General features: G+C 67.2%; 12 protein-coding genes and 2 pseudogenes. 10 read left to right on the forward strand and 4 right to left on the reverse strand.

The genetic code is table 11. From position 1 onward, the window contains the following. The first annotated feature begins 2 nt into the window (after positions 1-2). The gene (gene metG / locus ACZZ93_RS17065; RefSeq protein WP_187250516.1) at positions 3-1580 is read left to right on the forward strand and encodes a methionine--tRNA ligase; all 1578 of its coding nucleotides are present in this window, start codon (positions 3-5) and stop codon (positions 1578-1580) included. Between the two features lie 2 nt (positions 1581-1582). Next, entirely contained in the window at positions 1583-2455 is an 873-nt protein-coding gene (locus ACZZ93_RS17070; RefSeq protein ID WP_463511623.1) for a TatD family hydrolase, read from the forward strand. On the opposite strand, the gene ACZZ93_RS17075 is transcribed toward ACZZ93_RS17070, so the two are convergent. Beyond that, positions 2434-3693, reverse strand: coding sequence for an MFS transporter (locus tag ACZZ93_RS17075; protein WP_072591556.1), 1260 nt, complete (start codon positions 3691-3693; stop codon positions 2434-2436). The genes ACZZ93_RS17070 and ACZZ93_RS17075 overlap by 22 nt on opposite strands. 55 nt (positions 3694-3748) lie before the next feature. Between ACZZ93_RS17075 and rsmA the strand changes: the two genes are divergently transcribed. From rsmA to ACZZ93_RS17110, 7 genes and pseudogenes are all read left to right on the forward strand, one after another. Beyond that, positions 3749-4618 (forward strand): 16S rRNA (adenine(1518)-N(6)/adenine(1519)-N(6))-dimethyltransferase RsmA, encoded by an 870-nt coding sequence (gene rsmA / locus ACZZ93_RS17080; RefSeq protein WP_463511624.1) that lies wholly within the window; start codon positions 3749-3751, stop codon positions 4616-4618. 9 nt (positions 4619-4627) lie between these two features. Then, positions 4628-5695: an L-glyceraldehyde 3-phosphate reductase gene (gene mgrA / locus ACZZ93_RS17085; RefSeq protein ID WP_295105049.1), complete on the forward strand. Its 1068-nt coding sequence runs from the start codon at positions 4628-4630 to the stop codon at positions 5693-5695. A 13-nt stretch (positions 5696-5708) separates the two neighbouring features. Continuing rightward, positions 5709-6563: pseudogene (locus ACZZ93_RS17090) on the forward strand (4-(cytidine 5'-diphospho)-2-C-methyl-D-erythritol kinase); the annotation flags it as partial. Positions 6564-6740: 177 nt separating this feature from the next. Continuing rightward, complete coding sequence (locus ACZZ93_RS17095) at positions 6741-7754, forward strand: LacI family DNA-binding transcriptional regulator (protein ID WP_053097086.1); 1014 nt, start codon at positions 6741-6743, stop codon at positions 7752-7754. Between the two features lie 155 nt (positions 7755-7909). Further along, complete coding sequence (gene mmsA, locus ACZZ93_RS17100) at positions 7910-9430, forward strand: multiple monosaccharide ABC transporter ATP-binding protein (RefSeq protein WP_463511765.1); 1521 nt, start codon at positions 7910-7912, stop codon at positions 9428-9430. Beyond that, positions 9427-10785: a multiple monosaccharide ABC transporter permease gene (gene mmsB, locus ACZZ93_RS17105; protein WP_053097084.1), complete on the forward strand. Its 1359-nt coding sequence runs from the start codon at positions 9427-9429 to the stop codon at positions 10783-10785. The genes mmsA and mmsB overlap by 4 nt, the downstream gene beginning before the upstream one ends. 60 nt (positions 10786-10845) lie before the next feature. Beyond that, a complete protein-coding gene (locus ACZZ93_RS17110) occupies positions 10846-11967 on the forward strand; it encodes a substrate-binding domain-containing protein (RefSeq protein WP_053097082.1) in 1122 nt (373 codons plus the stop codon). A 145-nt stretch (positions 11968-12112) separates the two neighbouring features. Here ACZZ93_RS17110 and ACZZ93_RS17115 read toward each other — a convergent pair whose 3' ends face one another. The 3 genes and pseudogenes from ACZZ93_RS17115 to ACZZ93_RS17125 form a co-directional block, all read right to left on the reverse strand. Next, positions 12113-12541, reverse strand: coding sequence for a hypothetical protein (locus tag ACZZ93_RS17115; RefSeq protein ID WP_463511625.1), 429 nt, complete (start codon positions 12539-12541; stop codon positions 12113-12115). Positions 12542-13243: 702 nt separating this feature from the next. After that, entirely contained in the window at positions 13244-13813 is a 570-nt protein-coding gene (locus ACZZ93_RS17120) for a hypothetical protein (RefSeq protein ID WP_463511626.1), read from the reverse strand. Between the two features lie 931 nt (positions 13814-14744). After that, a pseudogene (locus ACZZ93_RS17125) lies at positions 14745-15917 on the reverse strand (HNH endonuclease signature motif containing protein); the annotation flags it as partial. Positions 15918-16181: 264 nt separating this feature from the next. Here ACZZ93_RS17125 and ACZZ93_RS17130 point away from each other — a divergent pair. After that, a complete protein-coding gene (locus tag ACZZ93_RS17130) occupies positions 16182-16922 on the forward strand; it encodes an alpha/beta fold hydrolase (protein ID WP_463511627.1) in 741 nt (246 codons plus the stop codon). Positions 16923-16946 lie beyond the last annotated feature (24 nt).

Consider the following 16946-nt stretch of genomic DNA (forward strand, 5'->3'; position numbering starts at 1 on the left):
CCATGCCCGCAGGCGAATCGTTCTACATCACCACGCCCATCTACTACCCCTCCGATGTGCCCCACATCGGTCACGGGTACACCTCGGTGGCGGTCGACGCGCTCGCGCGCTGGCACCGGCAGGGCGGCGATGACACCTGGATGCTGACGGGCACCGACGAGCACGGCCAGAAGATGCTCCGTGCCGCGGCCGCGAACAACGTCACTCCGCAGGAGTGGGTCGACAAGCTCGTCACCGAGGCGTGGTTCCCCCTGCTCGAGACGCTCGATGTCGCGAACGACGACTTCATCCGCACGACGCAGGAGCGCCACGAGACCAACGTGCAGACGTTCTTCCAGCGTCTCTACGACCGTGGCTACATCTATGCGGGCGAGTACGAGGCGCTGTACTGCGTGGGCTGTGAGGAGTTCAAACCCGAGTCCGAGATCGTCGACGGCACCGGTCCGTTCGAGGGCCTCAAGGTCTGCGCCATCCACTCGAAGCCGCTCGAGCTGCTGCAGGAGAAGAACTACTTCTTCAAGCTGAGCGAGTTCCAGGACCGTCTGCTCGAGCTCTACAAGACCCAGCCCGACTTCGTGCGCCCCGATTCGGCGCGCAACGAGGTCGTCTCCTTCGTCAGTCAGGGTCTCAAGGACCTCTCGATCTCGCGCTCGACGTTCGACTGGGGCATCCCGCTGCCGTGGGACGAGTCGCACGTCATCTACGTGTGGGTCGATGCGCTGCTCAACTACGCCACCGCCGTCGGCTACGGCTCAGATCAGGAGACCTTCGACCGCCGCTGGCCCGCCTATCACGTGGTCGGAAAAGACATCCTGCGCTTCCACGCGGTGATCTGGCCGGCTCTGCTGATGGCCGCAGGGCTCGATGTGCCCAAGGGCGTGTTCGCGCACGGCTGGCTGCTCGTCGGCGGCGAGAAGATGTCGAAGTCGAAGCTCACCGGCATCGCGCCGACCGAGATCACCGACGTCTTCGGATCCGACGCCTACCGCTACTACTTCCTCTCGGCGATCGCGTTCGGCCAGGACGGCTCGTTCTCGTGGGAGGACCTCTCGGCCCGCTACCAGGCGGAGCTCGCCAACGGCTTCGGCAACCTCGCCTCGCGCACCACGGCGATGATCGAGAAGTACTTCGAGGGCATCGTGCCGCCGCCCGCCGACTACACCGAGAAGGATCTCGAGATCCAGAGGATCGTCGCGGATGCCGCCTCGAATGCAGATGCCGCGATCGAGCAGTTCCGCATCGACGAGGCCATCTCGTCGATCTGGACGATCGTCGACGCTCTCAACGGCTACATCACGGAGAACGAGCCGTGGGCACTGGCACGCGACGAGGCTCAGCGCGGCCGTCTCGGCACCGTTCTCTACACGTGCGCCGAGGGACTTCGCGCGCTCGCCGTGCTGCTCTCGCCCGTGATGCCGCAGTCGACGGAGAAGCTCTGGGTCGCCCTCGGCGCCGCAGAGAGCCTCGGACGTCTGCAGGACCAGCCGATCCGCGAGGCCGGAGCCTGGGGCGTGCTGCGTCCCGGCACCAGCGTCAACGGTCTCACCCCGCTGTTCCCGCGCGTGGAGTCCACCGCCTGAGCATGACGTACGTGCAGCAGCGAGACGGCGACGGACGCAAGGATCTCCGGTACCCCGCGGCTCCGGAGCCCCTTGCCGTGCCCGTCTACGACAATCACGCGCATCTCGAGATCCTCGACGGCGATGAGCCGCTCTCGTTGACCGAGCAGCTCGATCGTGCGGCGGCTGTGGGCATCGCCGGGGTGGTGCAGGCATCGGGTGACATCGAGTCGTCCCGGTGGGCGGTCGAGGCCGCCGAGTCGGACCCGCGCGTGCTCGCGGCTGTCGCGATCCACCCGAATGATGCGCCCGCCTACGCCGAGGAGGGTCGTCTCGATGAGGCCATCGCGGTGATCGACGAGCTCGCGGCGCACCCGCGAACGCGGGCGATCGGCGAGACGGGTCTCGACTTCTTCCGCACCGAGCCCGAGCGCCGAGCGCCGCAGTTCGAGTCGTTCGAGGCGCACATCGCGCTGGCGAAGAAGCACGGCATCGCGATGCAGATCCACGACCGTGACGCGCATGACGTGGTGCTCGAGACGCTGAGTCGCGTCGGGGCGCCCGAGCGGACGGTCTTCCACTGCTTCTCCGGCGACGATGCGATGGCAAGGACCTGCGCGGATGCGGGTTACCACCTGTCCTTCGCCGGCAACGTCACGTTCAAGACCGCGCAGAACCTGCGCGACGCGCTGAAGGTGACGCCCCTGGACCGCATCCTCGTCGAGACCGATGCGCCGTTCCTCACCCCGACGCCGCTGCGCGGTCGTCCGAACGCCCCCTATCTCGTGCCGATCACGGTGCGGTTCATGGCGGCGGAGCTCGGCATCGAGGTCGACGAGCTGTCGACCCGACTCGCCGCGAACACCCTGCGGGTCTACGGCTCGTTCACCGACTGATCCGCCGGTGCGGCACTGACGATCTGCGAGATCGGCTTCCAGACCAGGACAAGGGTCAGCGCGGCGCCCACGAAGGCGAACCACCACGGAGCCGTGAGACCCCAGACCTGGGCGATCACCCCGCCGAGGGCCTGGCCGATGACCATTCCGCCGAACACGCCGACCATGTTGACCGAGGCCACGCGGCCCTGCAGCTCGGCGGGGACCAGACGCTGACGGACGGTCGTCGAGATCGTGCCCCACACGAACGCGTAGGCGCCGAACACGAACATGATCACGAGCGCCACCCAGCCCGCGGTGGTGAGTGCGAACGCGAGGTGCATCAGCACCTCGAGCGAGAGGACGACGCGCATCAGCGTCGCGAACGACACGTGGCGTTCGAGCCAGCCGAAGCAGAGGGTGGCGAGGATTCCTCCGGCCGCCGAGGCGGTCGTCAGGGCGCCGTAGCCGACCGCGCCCATGTTGAGATACTCCGTGGCATAGAGCACGAGCACGCCCCACGGGGCCGCCCAGGTGACGTTGAAGACGAGGATGATCAGCACCAGCATCCGCACCGGCGGGTTCTGCCACAGCCAGCGGAGTCCTTCGCCGATGTCGGTGTGCACGTGAGACTTCACGCCGTCTCCCGTTGACCGGGGCGGCACGGGGGTGCGGGCCATGCGCGAGATCAGCACGACCGCGAGGAGGACGCAGAGGATCTCGAGCAGGAACGGCCACGCCGCGCCGGCGGCGAAGAGGAACGCGCCGAGCGGCGGCCCGGCGAACTGGTTCGCGACGAGATACCCGGCCTGCAGTCGGGCGTTGCCGATGCCGAGGTCGGCCGGCTTCACGAGCATCGGCAGCAGCGTGCTGCCGGCGGTGTCGACGAAGACCTCCGCCGTGCCGTAGAGGAAGGCCACGGCGAGCACGATCCAGATGTTCGCGGTGCCGGTGAGCAGGAACGCGCAGAGCCCCGCGAGCACCACGGCCCGTGCCGCGTTGGCGAACATCACGAGGCGCCGACGGTCGAACCGGTCGGCGATGGCTCCGGCGTGCAGCCCGAACAGCAGCCACGGGAGGAACTGCAGGATCGCCCCGGACGCGACGAGGATGGGCGACGACGTCATCGACGCGATGAGCAGGGGAGCGGCCGCGAGGGCGACGCCGTCTCCGACGTTGCTCGTCCACGATGACGCGAGCAGCCAGCGGAAATCCCTGCCCATGCGCCGTGGTGCGATCAGTTCACCGAGGGAGGGCATCACAGCAGACTACTGGGCGGCTCGGACACCGGCGGGGGTGGGGGACAATGGAGCAATGACAGTCACCCTGCTCGGCGCCACCGAGATCCGCCGCCTCGCCGCTGAGCTCGACGTCACCCCGACCAAGAAGCTCGGACAGAACTTCGTCGTCGACGCGAACACCGTGCGCAAGATCGTGCACGCCGCCCGCGTCCAGCCGGGGGAGCGGGTCGTCGAGGTGGGCCCGGGGCTCGGCTCCCTCACCCTCGCGATCCTCGAGGCCGGCGCATCCGTCACCGCTGTCGAGATCGATCACCGGCTCGCCGCCCGGCTCGCCCAGACCGCCGAGGAGCACGGCGTTCCCGCCGACATGCTCACGGTCGTCGATGCCGACGCGCTGCGCATCACGGAGCTGCCGGGCGAGCCGACCGTGCTCGTCGCGAACCTGCCCTACAACGTCTCGGTCCCCGTGCTGCTGCACTTCCTCGAGAACTTCTCCTACCTGAAGCGCGGCGTCGTGATGGTGCAGGCCGAGGTCGCCGAGCGTCTCGCCGCGAAGCCCGGGTCGAAGATCTACGGTTCGCCGAGCGTCAAGGCCGCCTGGTACGGCGAATGGAAGCTCTCGGGCACGGTCTCCCGTCAGGTCTTCTGGCCGGTCCCGAACGTCGACAGCCTGCTCGTCGGGTTCGACCGGTCGGAGGGCGAGCGCGGCCCCGAGGACGAGCGCCGTCGCACGTTCCAGATCGTGGATGCCGCCTTCAACCAGCGACGCAAGATGCTGCGTCAGGCGCTGTCCGGACTCTTCGGCAGCTCCGCCGCGGCATCCGAAGTGCTGATCGCGGCCGGAGTCGCGCCGACCGCTCGTGGCGAGGACCTCACGGTCGATGACTATCACCGTATTGCGCGGCACGTCGCTCAGATCGAAGACGCCGTCGTCACCGACTAACCTGGCACCGTGACCGACTCTCCTCGCTTCCGTCCGAACATCCCCGAGCTGCACCGGCCGTACGCCGCCGACGAGAGCCGCTACCAGCAGTTCGAGTACCGCCAGGTGGGCACCTCCGGCCTGTTCCTGCCGCCGATCTCGCTCGGGCTGTGGTGGAACTTCGGCGACAACATCCCGCTCGACAACCAGCGCGCGCTGCTGCGTCACGCCTTCGACCGCGGCATCACGCACTTCGATCTCGCGAACAACTACGGCCCGCCCTACGGCTCGGCCGAGAAGAACTTCGGCCGCATCTTCGCCGAGGACTTCCGCCCCTACCGCGACGAGCTGATCATCTCGTCGAAGGCGGGCTGGGACATGTGGCCGGGTCCGTACGGCGACTTCGGCAGCCGCAAGTACATCCTCGCGAGCGCCGAGCAGTCGCTGACCCGCATGGGCCTCGACCACGTCGACATCTTCTACTCGCACCGCGCCGATCCCGTGACGCCGGTCGCCGAGACGATCGGGGCGCTCGACACGCTCGTGCGCCAGGGCAAGGCTCTCTACGTCGGCATCTCGTCGTACAGCGCCGAGCGCACGGCCGAGGCGGTCGCCGTCGCCACCGACCTCGGCACCCCGCTCGTCATCCACCAGCCCGCCTACTCGATCCTCAACCGCTGGGTCGAAGACGGTCTCACCGACACCCTCGAGCAGTCCGGCGTCGGTGCGATCGCGTTCACACCTCTCGCGCAGGGGCTCCTCACCGACAAGTACCTCGGCGACGGCACGGCCGCCCGTGCGCAGAAGCGCGGTTCGCTGCCGGATGCGCCGCTGTCGGATGCCGCCGTTCAGACCCTCCGCTCGCTCAACGCCATCGCCGAGCAGCGCGGGCAGTCCCTGGCGCAGATGGCGATCCAATGGACGCTGCGCAACCCGGTCGTCGCCTCCGCGCTGGTCGGGGCATCGCGTCCCGAGCAGCTCGACGAGAACATCGCCGCCGTCAACGGTCCGGCATTCACCGACGACGAGCTCGGCCGCATCGACGAGGCCGCCGGTGCCATCGACGTCGACCTGTGGGCGACGTCGACGGAGCTGTGACGGGAACACCAACATGAGCTTCGCCGCCCCCGTCGACTCCGTGCACGTGCGCGCGCCCGGCAAGATCAACGTCTATCTCGGTGTGGGCGGCCGCCACGACGACGGGTATCACGCGCTGGCCACCGTGTTCCAGGCGGTCTCGCTCTATGAGGACGTGATCGCCCGGCACGCCGACGACTTCTCGATCACCGTCTCGGGCGTCGACGACCCAGACACCGTGCCGCTGGACGATCGCAACCTCGCGATGCGCGCCGCCAAGCTGCTCGCGACCGCGGCCGAGTACGACGGCGGGGTGGCGCTGGAGATCCGCAAGAGCGTGCCTGTCGCCGGAGGCATGGGCGGCGGGTCGGCGGATGCCGCGGCCGCTCTCGTCGCGTGCGACGCACTGTGGGGCACCGGGTTCTCGACCGCCCGCCTGCATGAGCTGGCCGCCCGCCTCGGCGCGGACGTCCCGTTCGCGTTGCACGGCGGCACCGCTGTCGGAACCGGCCGAGGAGATCAGCTGAATCCCGCGCTGGCGAGGGGGCGGTTCGACTGGGTGCTCGTCCCGAGCGATGACGGGCTGTCCACGCCCGTCGTGTATGCGCGACTCGATGCGCTGCGAGACGCTGAGGGCTCTCTCGCCGACGATCCGCCGCTGTCGCTCGAGGTGCCGGCTCCCGTGCTGCAGGCGCTGCGTTCCGGCGATCCCGAGCTGCTGTCCGAGAGCATCTACAACGACCTGCAGGAGGCCGCCCTGTACGAGCGGCCCGAGCTGGAGACCACGATCCTGCGCGGCATCCACGCCGGCGCTCTGCAGGGCATCGTGTCGGGTTCGGGACCCACCGTCGCTCTCCTCTGCGCGAGCCCCGCGGGTGCGCAGGAGGTCCAGTCGCTGCTGCGTGAGCACGGACTCGAGTCGCTGCACGTGCACGGCCGGTGCCCGGCGCGCGCATCCTCGCCTGACCCGGCCCGCCCGCATCCTCGCCTCGGCGAGGTGCGCTCCGCGCGCCTGGCATACATAATGAAGAGACGATGTGACCGTGCACATACAAGGAGGTCTGTGATGTCGACTGCCTCCGAGCGTGCCCGGATGCCGAGCATCCGCGACGTCGCGAGACTCGCGGGGGTGTCGCACCAGACCGTGTCGCGGGTGCTGAACGACCACCCCAGCATCCGTCCCGAGACGAAGGCGAAAGTCCTCGACGCCATCGCCGTGCTGGACTACCGCCCCAACCTCGCGGCGCGGGCGCTCGTGACGAGCAAGTCCAACATGCTCGGCATCCTCTCGGCCACGGTGGGGGAGTTCGGACCGACGTCGTCGATCGTCGGCATCGAGGACGCCGCTCGCGAGGAGGGGTACTCGGTCTCGACCCTGAACCTCTCGGCCACGACCCCCGAGGCGATCGGCAACGCCCTGCGGCAGCTGGCGCGCGAGCAGGTCGACGGCATCGTGGTGCTCGCCCCGCAGGTCCGGGCGTTCCATGTGCTGAAGGGCATGGCGGTCGAGATGCCGTTCGTCTCGCTGCAGACGGCCTCCGGCTCCGACGGTGTGACCCTGTCGGCCGACCAGGTCGCGGGCGCGCGCACCGCCACCGAGCATCTGATCGGGCTCGGGCACAGCGATATCATCCACATCGCCGGGCCGCAGGACTGGATCGAGGCCGAGTCGCGCATGCGCGGATACCTCGATGCTCTGCGGGAGGCCGATCTGCCCACCTTCCCGCCGATCCGCGGAGACTGGACGGCCGACTTCGGCTATTTCGCGGGGCAGGAGCTCGCCCGACGGCGTGACTTCACGGCCGTGTTCGTCGCGAACGACCAGATGGCGATCGGGCTGCTGCACGGGTTCAGGGATGCCGGCATCCGCGTGCCCGAGGACGTGAGCGTCGTCGGGTTCGACGACATCCCGGTCGCGGCGCATGTCGCACCGACGCTGAGCACGGTGCATCAGGACTTCCCCGAGCTGGGTCGCCGCGCCGTGCGCATCCTGCTCGCGCAGATCCGTGGTGAGCAGGTGCCGCAGTTCGGGCCCCTGCAGACGACCCTTCGAACGCGGGAATCGTCCGCGCCTCGATAAGGCCACATTTTCGCGAGTGGTCTTGACACCGTCTCAGCGAGCGTAGACTATGTAATCCAATGTGAACGGTCACATCGAAGGTGGCCGCCCGTCGCGAGGAAGATCTTGTGAGCACCACAGCAACGTTGCCGGTCGTGTCAGGCCCCATCCTGGAGATGCGCAGCATCACCAAGGAGTTCCCGGGTGTCAAGGCGCTGTCCGACGTGTCCATCACCGTCCGGGCCGGAGAGATCCATGCGATCTGCGGCGAGAACGGCGCCGGGAAGTCGACCCTGATGAAGGTCCTCTCCGGCGTGTACCCCTACGGCACGTACGAGGGGGAGATCCTGCTCTACGGCGAGGAGCAGCGCTACCGCGACATCGCGGCGAGCGAGCAGGCCGGGATCGCGATCATCCACCAGGAGCTCGCTCTGATCCCTGAGCTCTCGATCACCGAGAACATCTTCCTCGGCAACGAGATCCGCCACTTCGGCGCGATCGACTGGCGCGCCCAGCGTCAGCGCACGGTCGAGCTGCTGGCCCGCGTCGGCCTGCGCGAAGACCCCGACGTCGCCATCAAGACGCTCGGTGTCGGAAAGCAGCAGCTGATCGAGATCGCGAAGGCCCTCAACAAGGACGTCAAGCTCCTCATCCTCGACGAGCCCACCGCGGCACTGAACGAGAACGACTCGCAGCACCTCCTCGACCTGATCCTGGGTCTGAAGGCCAAGGGCATCGCGTCGATCATGATCAGCCACAAGCTCAACGAGATCGAGCAGATCGCCGACGAGATCACGATCATCCGCGACGGTCGCACGGTCGAGACGCTCGACATCTCGCGCGGCGAGATCAACGAGGACCGCATCATCCGCGGCATGGTCGGCCGCTCGCTCGAGAGCCGCTACCCCGACCGCACCCCCGAGATCGGCGACGTGTTCTTCGAGGTCAAGGACTGGTGGGTGCAGCACCCGACCGTGTCTGAGCGGATGGTCGTCAAGGGGTCGAACCTCAACGTGCGTCGTGGCGAGGTCGTCGGCATCGCCGGTCTGATGGGCGCGGGCCGCACCGAGTTCATGATGAGCATCTTCGGTCGCTCCTACGGCACGTTCCTCGGCGGACAGATCGTCAAGGACGGCGAGGAGATCACCATCCCCGACGTCTCCTCGGCGATCAAGCACGGACTCGCGTACGTCAGCGAGGACCGCAAGGTGCTGGGCCTCAACCTGCTCGACACCATCAAGCGGTCTGTCGTGGCGGCGAAGCTGTCGAAGATCTCGAAGCGCGGCGTCGTCGACGAGCGCGAGGAGTACTCGGTCGCCGAGCGCTACCGCAAGGCGCTGCGCATCAAGACGCCCAGCGTCGAAGAGGGCGTCGGCAAGCTCTCGGGAGGAAACCAGCAGAAGGTCGTGCTGGCCCGGTGGATGTTCACCGACCCCGACCTGCTGATCCTCGATGAGCCCACGCGCGGCATCGACGTCGGCGCGAAGTACGAGATCTACGCGATCATCAACGAGCTCGCCTCCCAGGGCAAGGGCGTCATCGTCATCTCCAGCGAGCTGCCCGAGCTGCTCGGCATCTCGGACCGCATCTACACAGTCTTCGAAGGTCGGGTCACCGACTGCATCCCGGCCGACCAGGCGACACCCGAGGCTCTCATGCGCAGCATGACCTCCGCGACTCAGAAAGCATCCGCATGACCACCGACCTCACGACAACGAAGCGCGGCTTCCACTTCGGCGACATCCGCAAGATGTTCGGAAGCAACGGCACCTCGTCACTGCGCCAGTTCGGCATCCTGGGCAGCCTCATCGTCATCATCGTCCTCTTCGAGGTGCTGACGCTGCTGCGCAACGGACCGAACGGCGCGACGCTGACGTCGGGCAACCTGATCAACGTCATCAACCAGTACTCGTTCATCCTGATCCTCGCGATCGGCATGGTGATGGTCATCATCATGGGGCACATCGACCTGTCGGTCGGCTCCGTGGCGGCCTTCACCGGCATCATCGTCGCGAAGTCGATGGCCGACTGGAACCTCCCTTGGCCGCTGGCGATCCTGCTCGGCCTCGGCGTCGGTGCTCTGGTGGGCGCCTGGCAGGGGTTCTGGGTCGCCTACGTCGGGGTGCCCGCGTTCATCGTGACGCTCGCCGGCATGCTCTTCTTCCGTGGCGCGCAGCAGTGGATCGGTGACGCTCAGACGATCCCGGTGCCCAAGGGCTTCCAGGTGATCGGCACCGGCTACCTTCCTGAGGTCGGGCTTCCGCTGGACTTCAACGTGCCGACCATGATCCTCGCGCTGGTCGCGGTGGCGTGGCTGGTCTTCTGGGAGATCCGCACCCGTCGCCAGCAGCACAAGATGGGCTCCGACAGCGCGCCTCTGTGGGTCAGCGTCGTCAAGGTCGTGCTGCTCTCGGTCGTCGTGCTCGCCGCTGCGTGGATGTTCGCGACGGGTCGCCCGGGCACGAGCTTCCCGGTTCCGGGTCTGATCCTGCTCGCCCTCGTGATCATCTACTCGTTCATCACGCGGAACACCGTCTTCGGTCGCCACATCTACGCCGTGGGTGGCAACCGCCAGGCCGCACGCCTCTCCGGCGTGAAGGACCGCTGGGTCGACTTCTTCGTCATGATGAACATGTCGATGATGGCCGCACTCGCCGGCATGATCTTCGTCGCCCGTTCACAGGCATCCGGACCGAACGACGGCACCGGCTGGGAGCTCGACGCGATCGCGTCGGTGTTCATCGGTGGTGCTGCGGTCGCCGGTGGTATCGGTACCGTGATCGGCTCGATCATCGGTGGTCTGGTCATGGCGTTCCTCAACAACGGTCTCGCTCTGCTCGGCCAGGGTGCCGACGTCGTCTCGATGATCAAGGGCCTCGTGCTCCTGCTCGCGGTCGGCATCGACGTCTGGAACAAGCAGCAGGGCCGTCCGTCGCTCATCGGTCTCCTGACCCGCCGGTCGGGCCGCAGGAGCGACCCGGAGGCCACCGCGACCTTCGAGCCCAACAGGACTTACCAAGCCCCTCCCGTCGACAAGACGAGGGCCGAGTAAGCGGACTCTCCGCGCAGTGCTCGCACGCAGAATCCGTCACATCACACAGAAAGAGATCACATGAAGAAGATCATCGTCACAGCGACAGCGCTCGTCGCGACGGCTGCCTTCGCACTCACGGGCTGCTCCGGTGAGCGCGGCGGCGGAACCGACACGGGATCCGGCGAAGAGGCCGAAGCAGGCTTCGCCGCCGACTCCTCGATCGGTGTCGCCCTTCCCGACAAGACCAGTGAGAACTGGGTCCTCGCGGGTCAGCTCTTCACGGACGGCCTGGAAGAGGCCGGCTTCAAGGCAGACGTGCAGTACGCTCCGGCGAGCAACACGGTCGCCGAGCAGCAGAACCAGATCCAGGCCATGGTCACCAACGGCGCCAAGGTCATCATCATCGGCGCGAAGGATGGCAAGCAGCTCGCCACCCAGGTGCAGGCGGCCAAGGATGCCGGCGCATACGTGATCGCGTACGACCGTCTCATCGAGAACACCGAGGCAGTCGACTACTACGTCGCGTTCGACAACTTCAAGGTCGGCCAGCTGCAGGGCCAGGCCCTGCTCGACGGTCTCGCCGAGCGTGCGGGCCACGAGGCTCCGTACAACATCGAGCTCTTCTCCGGCTCGCCGGATGACGCCAACTCGAAGGTCTTCTTCGACGGCGCCATGGACGTGCTCCAGCCGGAGATCGACAACGGCAACCTGGTGGTCGTGTCGAAGCAGACCGAGATCGCGCAGACCGCGACCGAGGGATGGCTTCCGGAGAACGCGCAGAACCGTATGGACACGCTGCTCACCTCGTCGTACAGCGGTGACACCGTGGTCGACGGCGTGCTGTCGCCGAACGACACCCTTGCTCGCGCCATCATCACCTCGGTGCAGCAGGCCGGCAAGCCGGTTCCGGTCGTCACGGGTCAGGACTCCGAGGTCGAGTCGGTGAAGTCGATCATGGAGGGCATCCAGTACTCCACGATCAACAAGGACACCGCACTGCTCGTCGAGCAGTCGATCAAGATGGTCGGCCAGCTGCAGAAGGGCGAGACCGTCGATGTCAACGACGAGGAGTCGTACGACAACGGCGCCAAGGTCGTTCCGGCGTACCTGCTCGACCCGATCATCGTCACCAAGGAGAACGCTGCTGAGGCGTACGCCAACGTGCCGAGCCTCCTCGAGATCGTGAAGTCGTACCAGTAAGCGACATCGCACTCACCGCAGACGAGCCGTCCGGACCTTCGGGTCCGGGCGGCTCTCTGCCATGTCGGGTCGACTTTCCACACCGCGCGCGGGCGAGTCGCTGGCGGGAAGCGGACGTCCTGTCGGAGCACGTCCGCACACGGCGCTAGCCCCAGACGGGGTCGTCGGGATCGGGAGAGTCTGTGCCGTCGGCATCTGTCATGATGCGCGCTTCAGCGATCCACGACGTCAGAGGGCCATCGCGGAGGAGATGAGGCCGCGGTGTGTCGAGCAAAACGGAGGCGGTGACCTTGTCCAGCGGCTCATCGCTCGCGAAAATGACGACGTTGCCGAGTGGCCCTTCCGCGTCTTCCGGCTCTGCGTCGAGCACGACAGCGACGTGATCGAACACGGTGCTCAGGGTCGCGGCCTGTCGTCGTGAGTATTCGAACGGATGCCCGTCGAGCAGGTTCACGGCGACCACGCCCGCTGCTGCGGAACGCGCGGCGACCCGGCGATAGAACTCCTGGCTGGCCACACGATGCCGGATGACGGCGGCATCCCAGAGATCGACGACGGTGAAGCACGCCTCCACCCAATCGGTGTCGATCGCGGTGCGATAACTTGCTGCGTCGTCAAGTCCGGGGACGGAGATGACTGCACCGGCGATGTCTTCTCATTCGGAAAAGCGGCGTCCGCGACCGTTCGAGCGTCGCCGAGGATGACTCGTATGTCAGACCCGGGAGGCAACGGCAGCGCGTCGATGACGGCGGCGTAGAGCGCGGGTTCGAACTCCACCACCAGCTGAGGTGATCCGGCGCGCGTCGCCTGGACGTAGCGTGCCAGCGTGAGTGCTCCGGCCCCCAGATGCACGGCGAACAGCGGCGCACCAGGCTCGGCGGCGGCATCCATTGCGCGGGCGATGTGTTGGGTGTAGCTGTACTCGAGGTCGGTCGGCTCGGTCATCGAGACGACGGACTGCGCAATTCCATCCACGCTGAGCTCGAAGCGACCGGGTCGCCTTCTCGACTGCACCAGCTTTGCCTTGCGGTCGGCTAGTGAGAGCGAGAACACCCGGCGACTCCATGGCACCTGTCTAGTTTAAGCCGGAGGGGATCGGTCGGCGGCTGCCTCTGGAGGAGCAGAGCGCCGTAGGCGAAGTCGCTCTCGGAAGGCCGAGCCTCCTTGAGATCGTCGGGTCGTACGAGAAAGCGATCAGCCATCGGGCAGAAGAGGGCCGCTCGGACCTTCGGGGCCGGCGGCTCTTTCTTGTTGTCGTGCTGCTGTGGTGCGTTCTTCAGCAGCCGACGCCGGCCGGGTTCTCGTGGCAGGTGTGGGCGACGAGCGCGGTGCGGGCCTCGAGGATGCGGATCTCCTGCGTGGCGCCGCTGGTCGTGAGCTGCCCGGGAATGTCGATCCATCCGCCGCCGAGGTCCACCTGCGCGGTGAATCGGATGTCCACGCGGGCCGGGTACACGCCGGGTTCGCGGTAGACGTGGCTGGTCGGGGTCGGCGTGAACTGCGCCTGACCGAGCGCCTCCCACGTCTGACCCGGCGTGGTCACGGTCGCCGAGCTCCCGTCGCCGTAGGTGTAGATGTAGCTGGCCGGCGCGAAGCGCACACGCAGCGGGGCGCCGAACAGCTCGCCGTCTTGGATCTGCGTGGATGCTGCGGCCGTGAAGTTCGTCGGCATCCCGGCGATCCCGACGTTGCCGGGTTCGGCGGTCGCACGGATTGATGCCGGTGCGAATCGCGCCAGGTCAGAGATGGTGATCGTCGGCGCGCCCGGCGTCGACGGAGCGGAGGCCGGGGAGCGGGCCGGTTCGGGCGCGGCGCACAGCGCATGGTGCCCGAGTCGTCCATGCATGCCGCGAGGTCGATCGCCTCCTGGCTCGGTCCCGACGGTGTGCTCGGGCCGGATGGGTCGCTCGGGCCTCCGTTGCTTCGTCGTGTGTCCGTGCTCGGATTGGTGCCCTGCTGCTGCGTGCCGGAGATCGTGAGGGATGAGCCGTCGACCAGTCCGCACATACCAGCCGCGGCCCACTGGCCGTTGCAGTCCGACGCTGTGGCCGGCTGACTCAGCGGCAGGAGGACAAGTCCCAAGCTGAGCAGCGTGACGGCTAGCATGCGTCACCATCGATCAGACTCGAGCTCGAGATCAGCAACGCTCCGTCTGAGACTACGAAAGAGACGTTCAGAGGCAACCGTGTCGGACGACCTTGCGGAGTGAGATTCCCGCCGCTCGTATCGACTATCTGAGTGCCGCTGACATCCAGACACACCTTGGCCGTGACCTCGACCCCGTCAGATGCCAGCCTCGCTGCCGTACCGTCGAAACCCGCGACTTCACCCTCGCCAATAATTTCGAGGCCTCGTTCTTGGAAGTACCGCGTCGCTTCGAGGTCGCTTTCGAGAGCAGGGCCCGTCAAATAACTTCGTGGGTTCGTGTCCGTGTTGTTCGTGACTCGTGACTTGTTCAGCGCATCGTTGTACGCCCGGTACACCTTCTCCGCTGCAGCGAACGCCTCCTCCTCGTTGGCGAAGGCCGCGGTGGGCGTAGGGGCGGGCTCGGGTTCAGTGGTGCATCCCGCGAGAGCGCCAACCCCCAACGCCACTACGGCGACAGCAACTATGCGCGCGCCCAACCGTGGAACTGCCGCACCACGGCCTCTGCCGTGACGAATCGCAAGAACGGACAAGGGGCGCAATGGAGGAGGAGTCACCGCGCCACCGTAGTGAAATCGGCCAGGCTCGCGTCGTGTTTCTCCACAGGTCCGCGCCAGCGCGAACGTCTCCGCTCAGAACGGCGCACGCACGGCATCCGATTCGGTGAAGATCACCGTGTTCGGTGCAGGGGGAGTGTCGATATATGTCCGCCCGATGGGACTCGTCCACTCCATGACCCCGCCGGGCTTCTGCTCGACGTGCCATGGCGTGTGATGTTTCAGAACGTGATGTCGGCGACAGAACGATGCCAGATTCGATTCGCAGGTCGCGCCACCCGTCGAGGCAGCATGGTTGTGGTCGAGGTCGCATTTCCGCGCCGCCACTCCGCACGCCGGGAATCGACATCGGCGGTCTCTTGCCCGTAGGTGCCTGCGTAGGTGGCGGCTCGGTCGGTATCGGTCGACGGCGAGGACGCGACCGGTGATCGGATGCGTCAGCACCCGTTCCCATCCCTTCGTCTGCCCGGCCAATCGGCGCGCGGTATCGACGTCGATCGGAATCACGCCGTCGAGCTCGGCGGGCGGTGCCGCATCGGCATCAGACGCCGCGTCCGCATCGTCGTACATCAGGGTCGTCACCGGGACCGTGACCTCGATGCGCGCGCTGATGGCCGCCAGCAGTCCGTCTTCGCTGTCGTGCCCGGTCGGCTGGCCGCTGAGCACGAGGTCGGCGAGCAGGTCGGCGCGGATCTCGTCGACCGTCCGATCATCCGCCTCGAACTCATCGCCGTCGCGAGCCGCCCGCCGCTTCGCGCGAAGGTTCTCGACGCGCAGTGCGTGCGCCATCTGCGAGAGACGATCGAACATGCCGTGGACGAGCGCGGCAGGCGCGTGCGTGTGCAGCGTTGCCATCCCGTCTTCGCCATCCGTCGCCCAGACTCGCCGCGGAGATCTGGCGCGACGATGTCGCTCCGACACGGTCGTCGGGGCGAACCGCTCAGCGACTCGCCGTGCCAGCGCGCGCAGTCGGTTCGGCGATTCCACCTCCGCCAGCGGAAGGATCACCGCGGAATATGCCTCGCGGTGATCGGGCGACTCGAGGCCCGAACCTGCGTCGACGATGACACGGGAGTGCGCGGCGCTGATCCGCCCCGCTCCCTGTGCGGCCCAGACGGCGGGGAACCGATCGACCAGCAGCTCCGCCGCCGCCATCCGGCGCTCGATGGTGCGATCGCTGACATGCTGCACGGCTCCGATCTCGGCCGCGATGGTCCTGATCGAATGGTCTCCCCGGTCCGGGTGAGCCCCTGCTTCGCGATGTCGACCGCGAGCCGACCGGCGATCGCCAGCAGCCCGTCGCGCGCGGCGCTCATGCTGCTCACTGTCGCCTCTGCGACTTGCAACGCGGTGACGAGATCGGCGAGATTCGCGATCTGCGTGTCCGTCGCGTCGAGCAGTGCTGTCATGTCTCCGAGTAGATCACGGACCACCGACATTCGAACAAATCTTCGAGACATTCCCGAACCGACATGATCCCGGAAGAGTGATGACTCATGCGACACTGACGTCATGCTCCTTCACGCCGTCGACGTCGGCGACGGCCCTCGTACGGTGGTTCTGCTCCACGGGATGATGGGCTCGGCCGACAGCTGGTGGCGTGTGATGCCGGTGCTCGCTGCTCAGGGCTTCCGTGTGCTGGCAATCGATCTCCCCGGTCACGGTCTGTCACCGCGAGACCCGCGTCTGACGATCGAGCAGGCTGCATCGTCGGTGGTCGAGACCGTCCGAAGTCTCGCCCCGGGGCGGCCGCTCGCGGCCGTCGGGCACTCCTACGGGGCGAGCGTGCTCGCACAGGCGGCCCCGTTGCTCCGACCTGAACCGGGCATCTATGTCGATGCCGCACTCGTCCTCCCCGGCGGCAGCGACCGTGACGATCTCATCGAGCGGTACGTTCGCGATCGCGAAGCGCGACAGTCGCCGGAGAACCTCCGTGCCTCGCGTCCGTTCTACTCGGAGAGGGATGCCGAGATCGAGGCACTCGCCGCCCGCCGCTTCGACGCGACGACCATGGCATCCGTCTCCTGCGGCCGCGATCACATGTGGCTTCCCGACCCGGGGTCGATCATCGTCCGCGCCGACCCGAGCGACTGGGTGACCGCCGCCGACGTCTCCCGGTTCGAGGCGAACGGCATCGACGTGCGCAGCATCCCCGGAGCCGCGCACACTGTCTGGTACAGCCACTTCGAGGAGTTCACGGCGTCGCTCCCGGAGCTGTTCGGCCGGCGCGCTCGTGCGCAGCGTGCCGGATGACGAGGCAGCCGTGACAGGAGGCTG

Source organism: Microbacterium sp. AC026 (assembly GCF_979258475.1).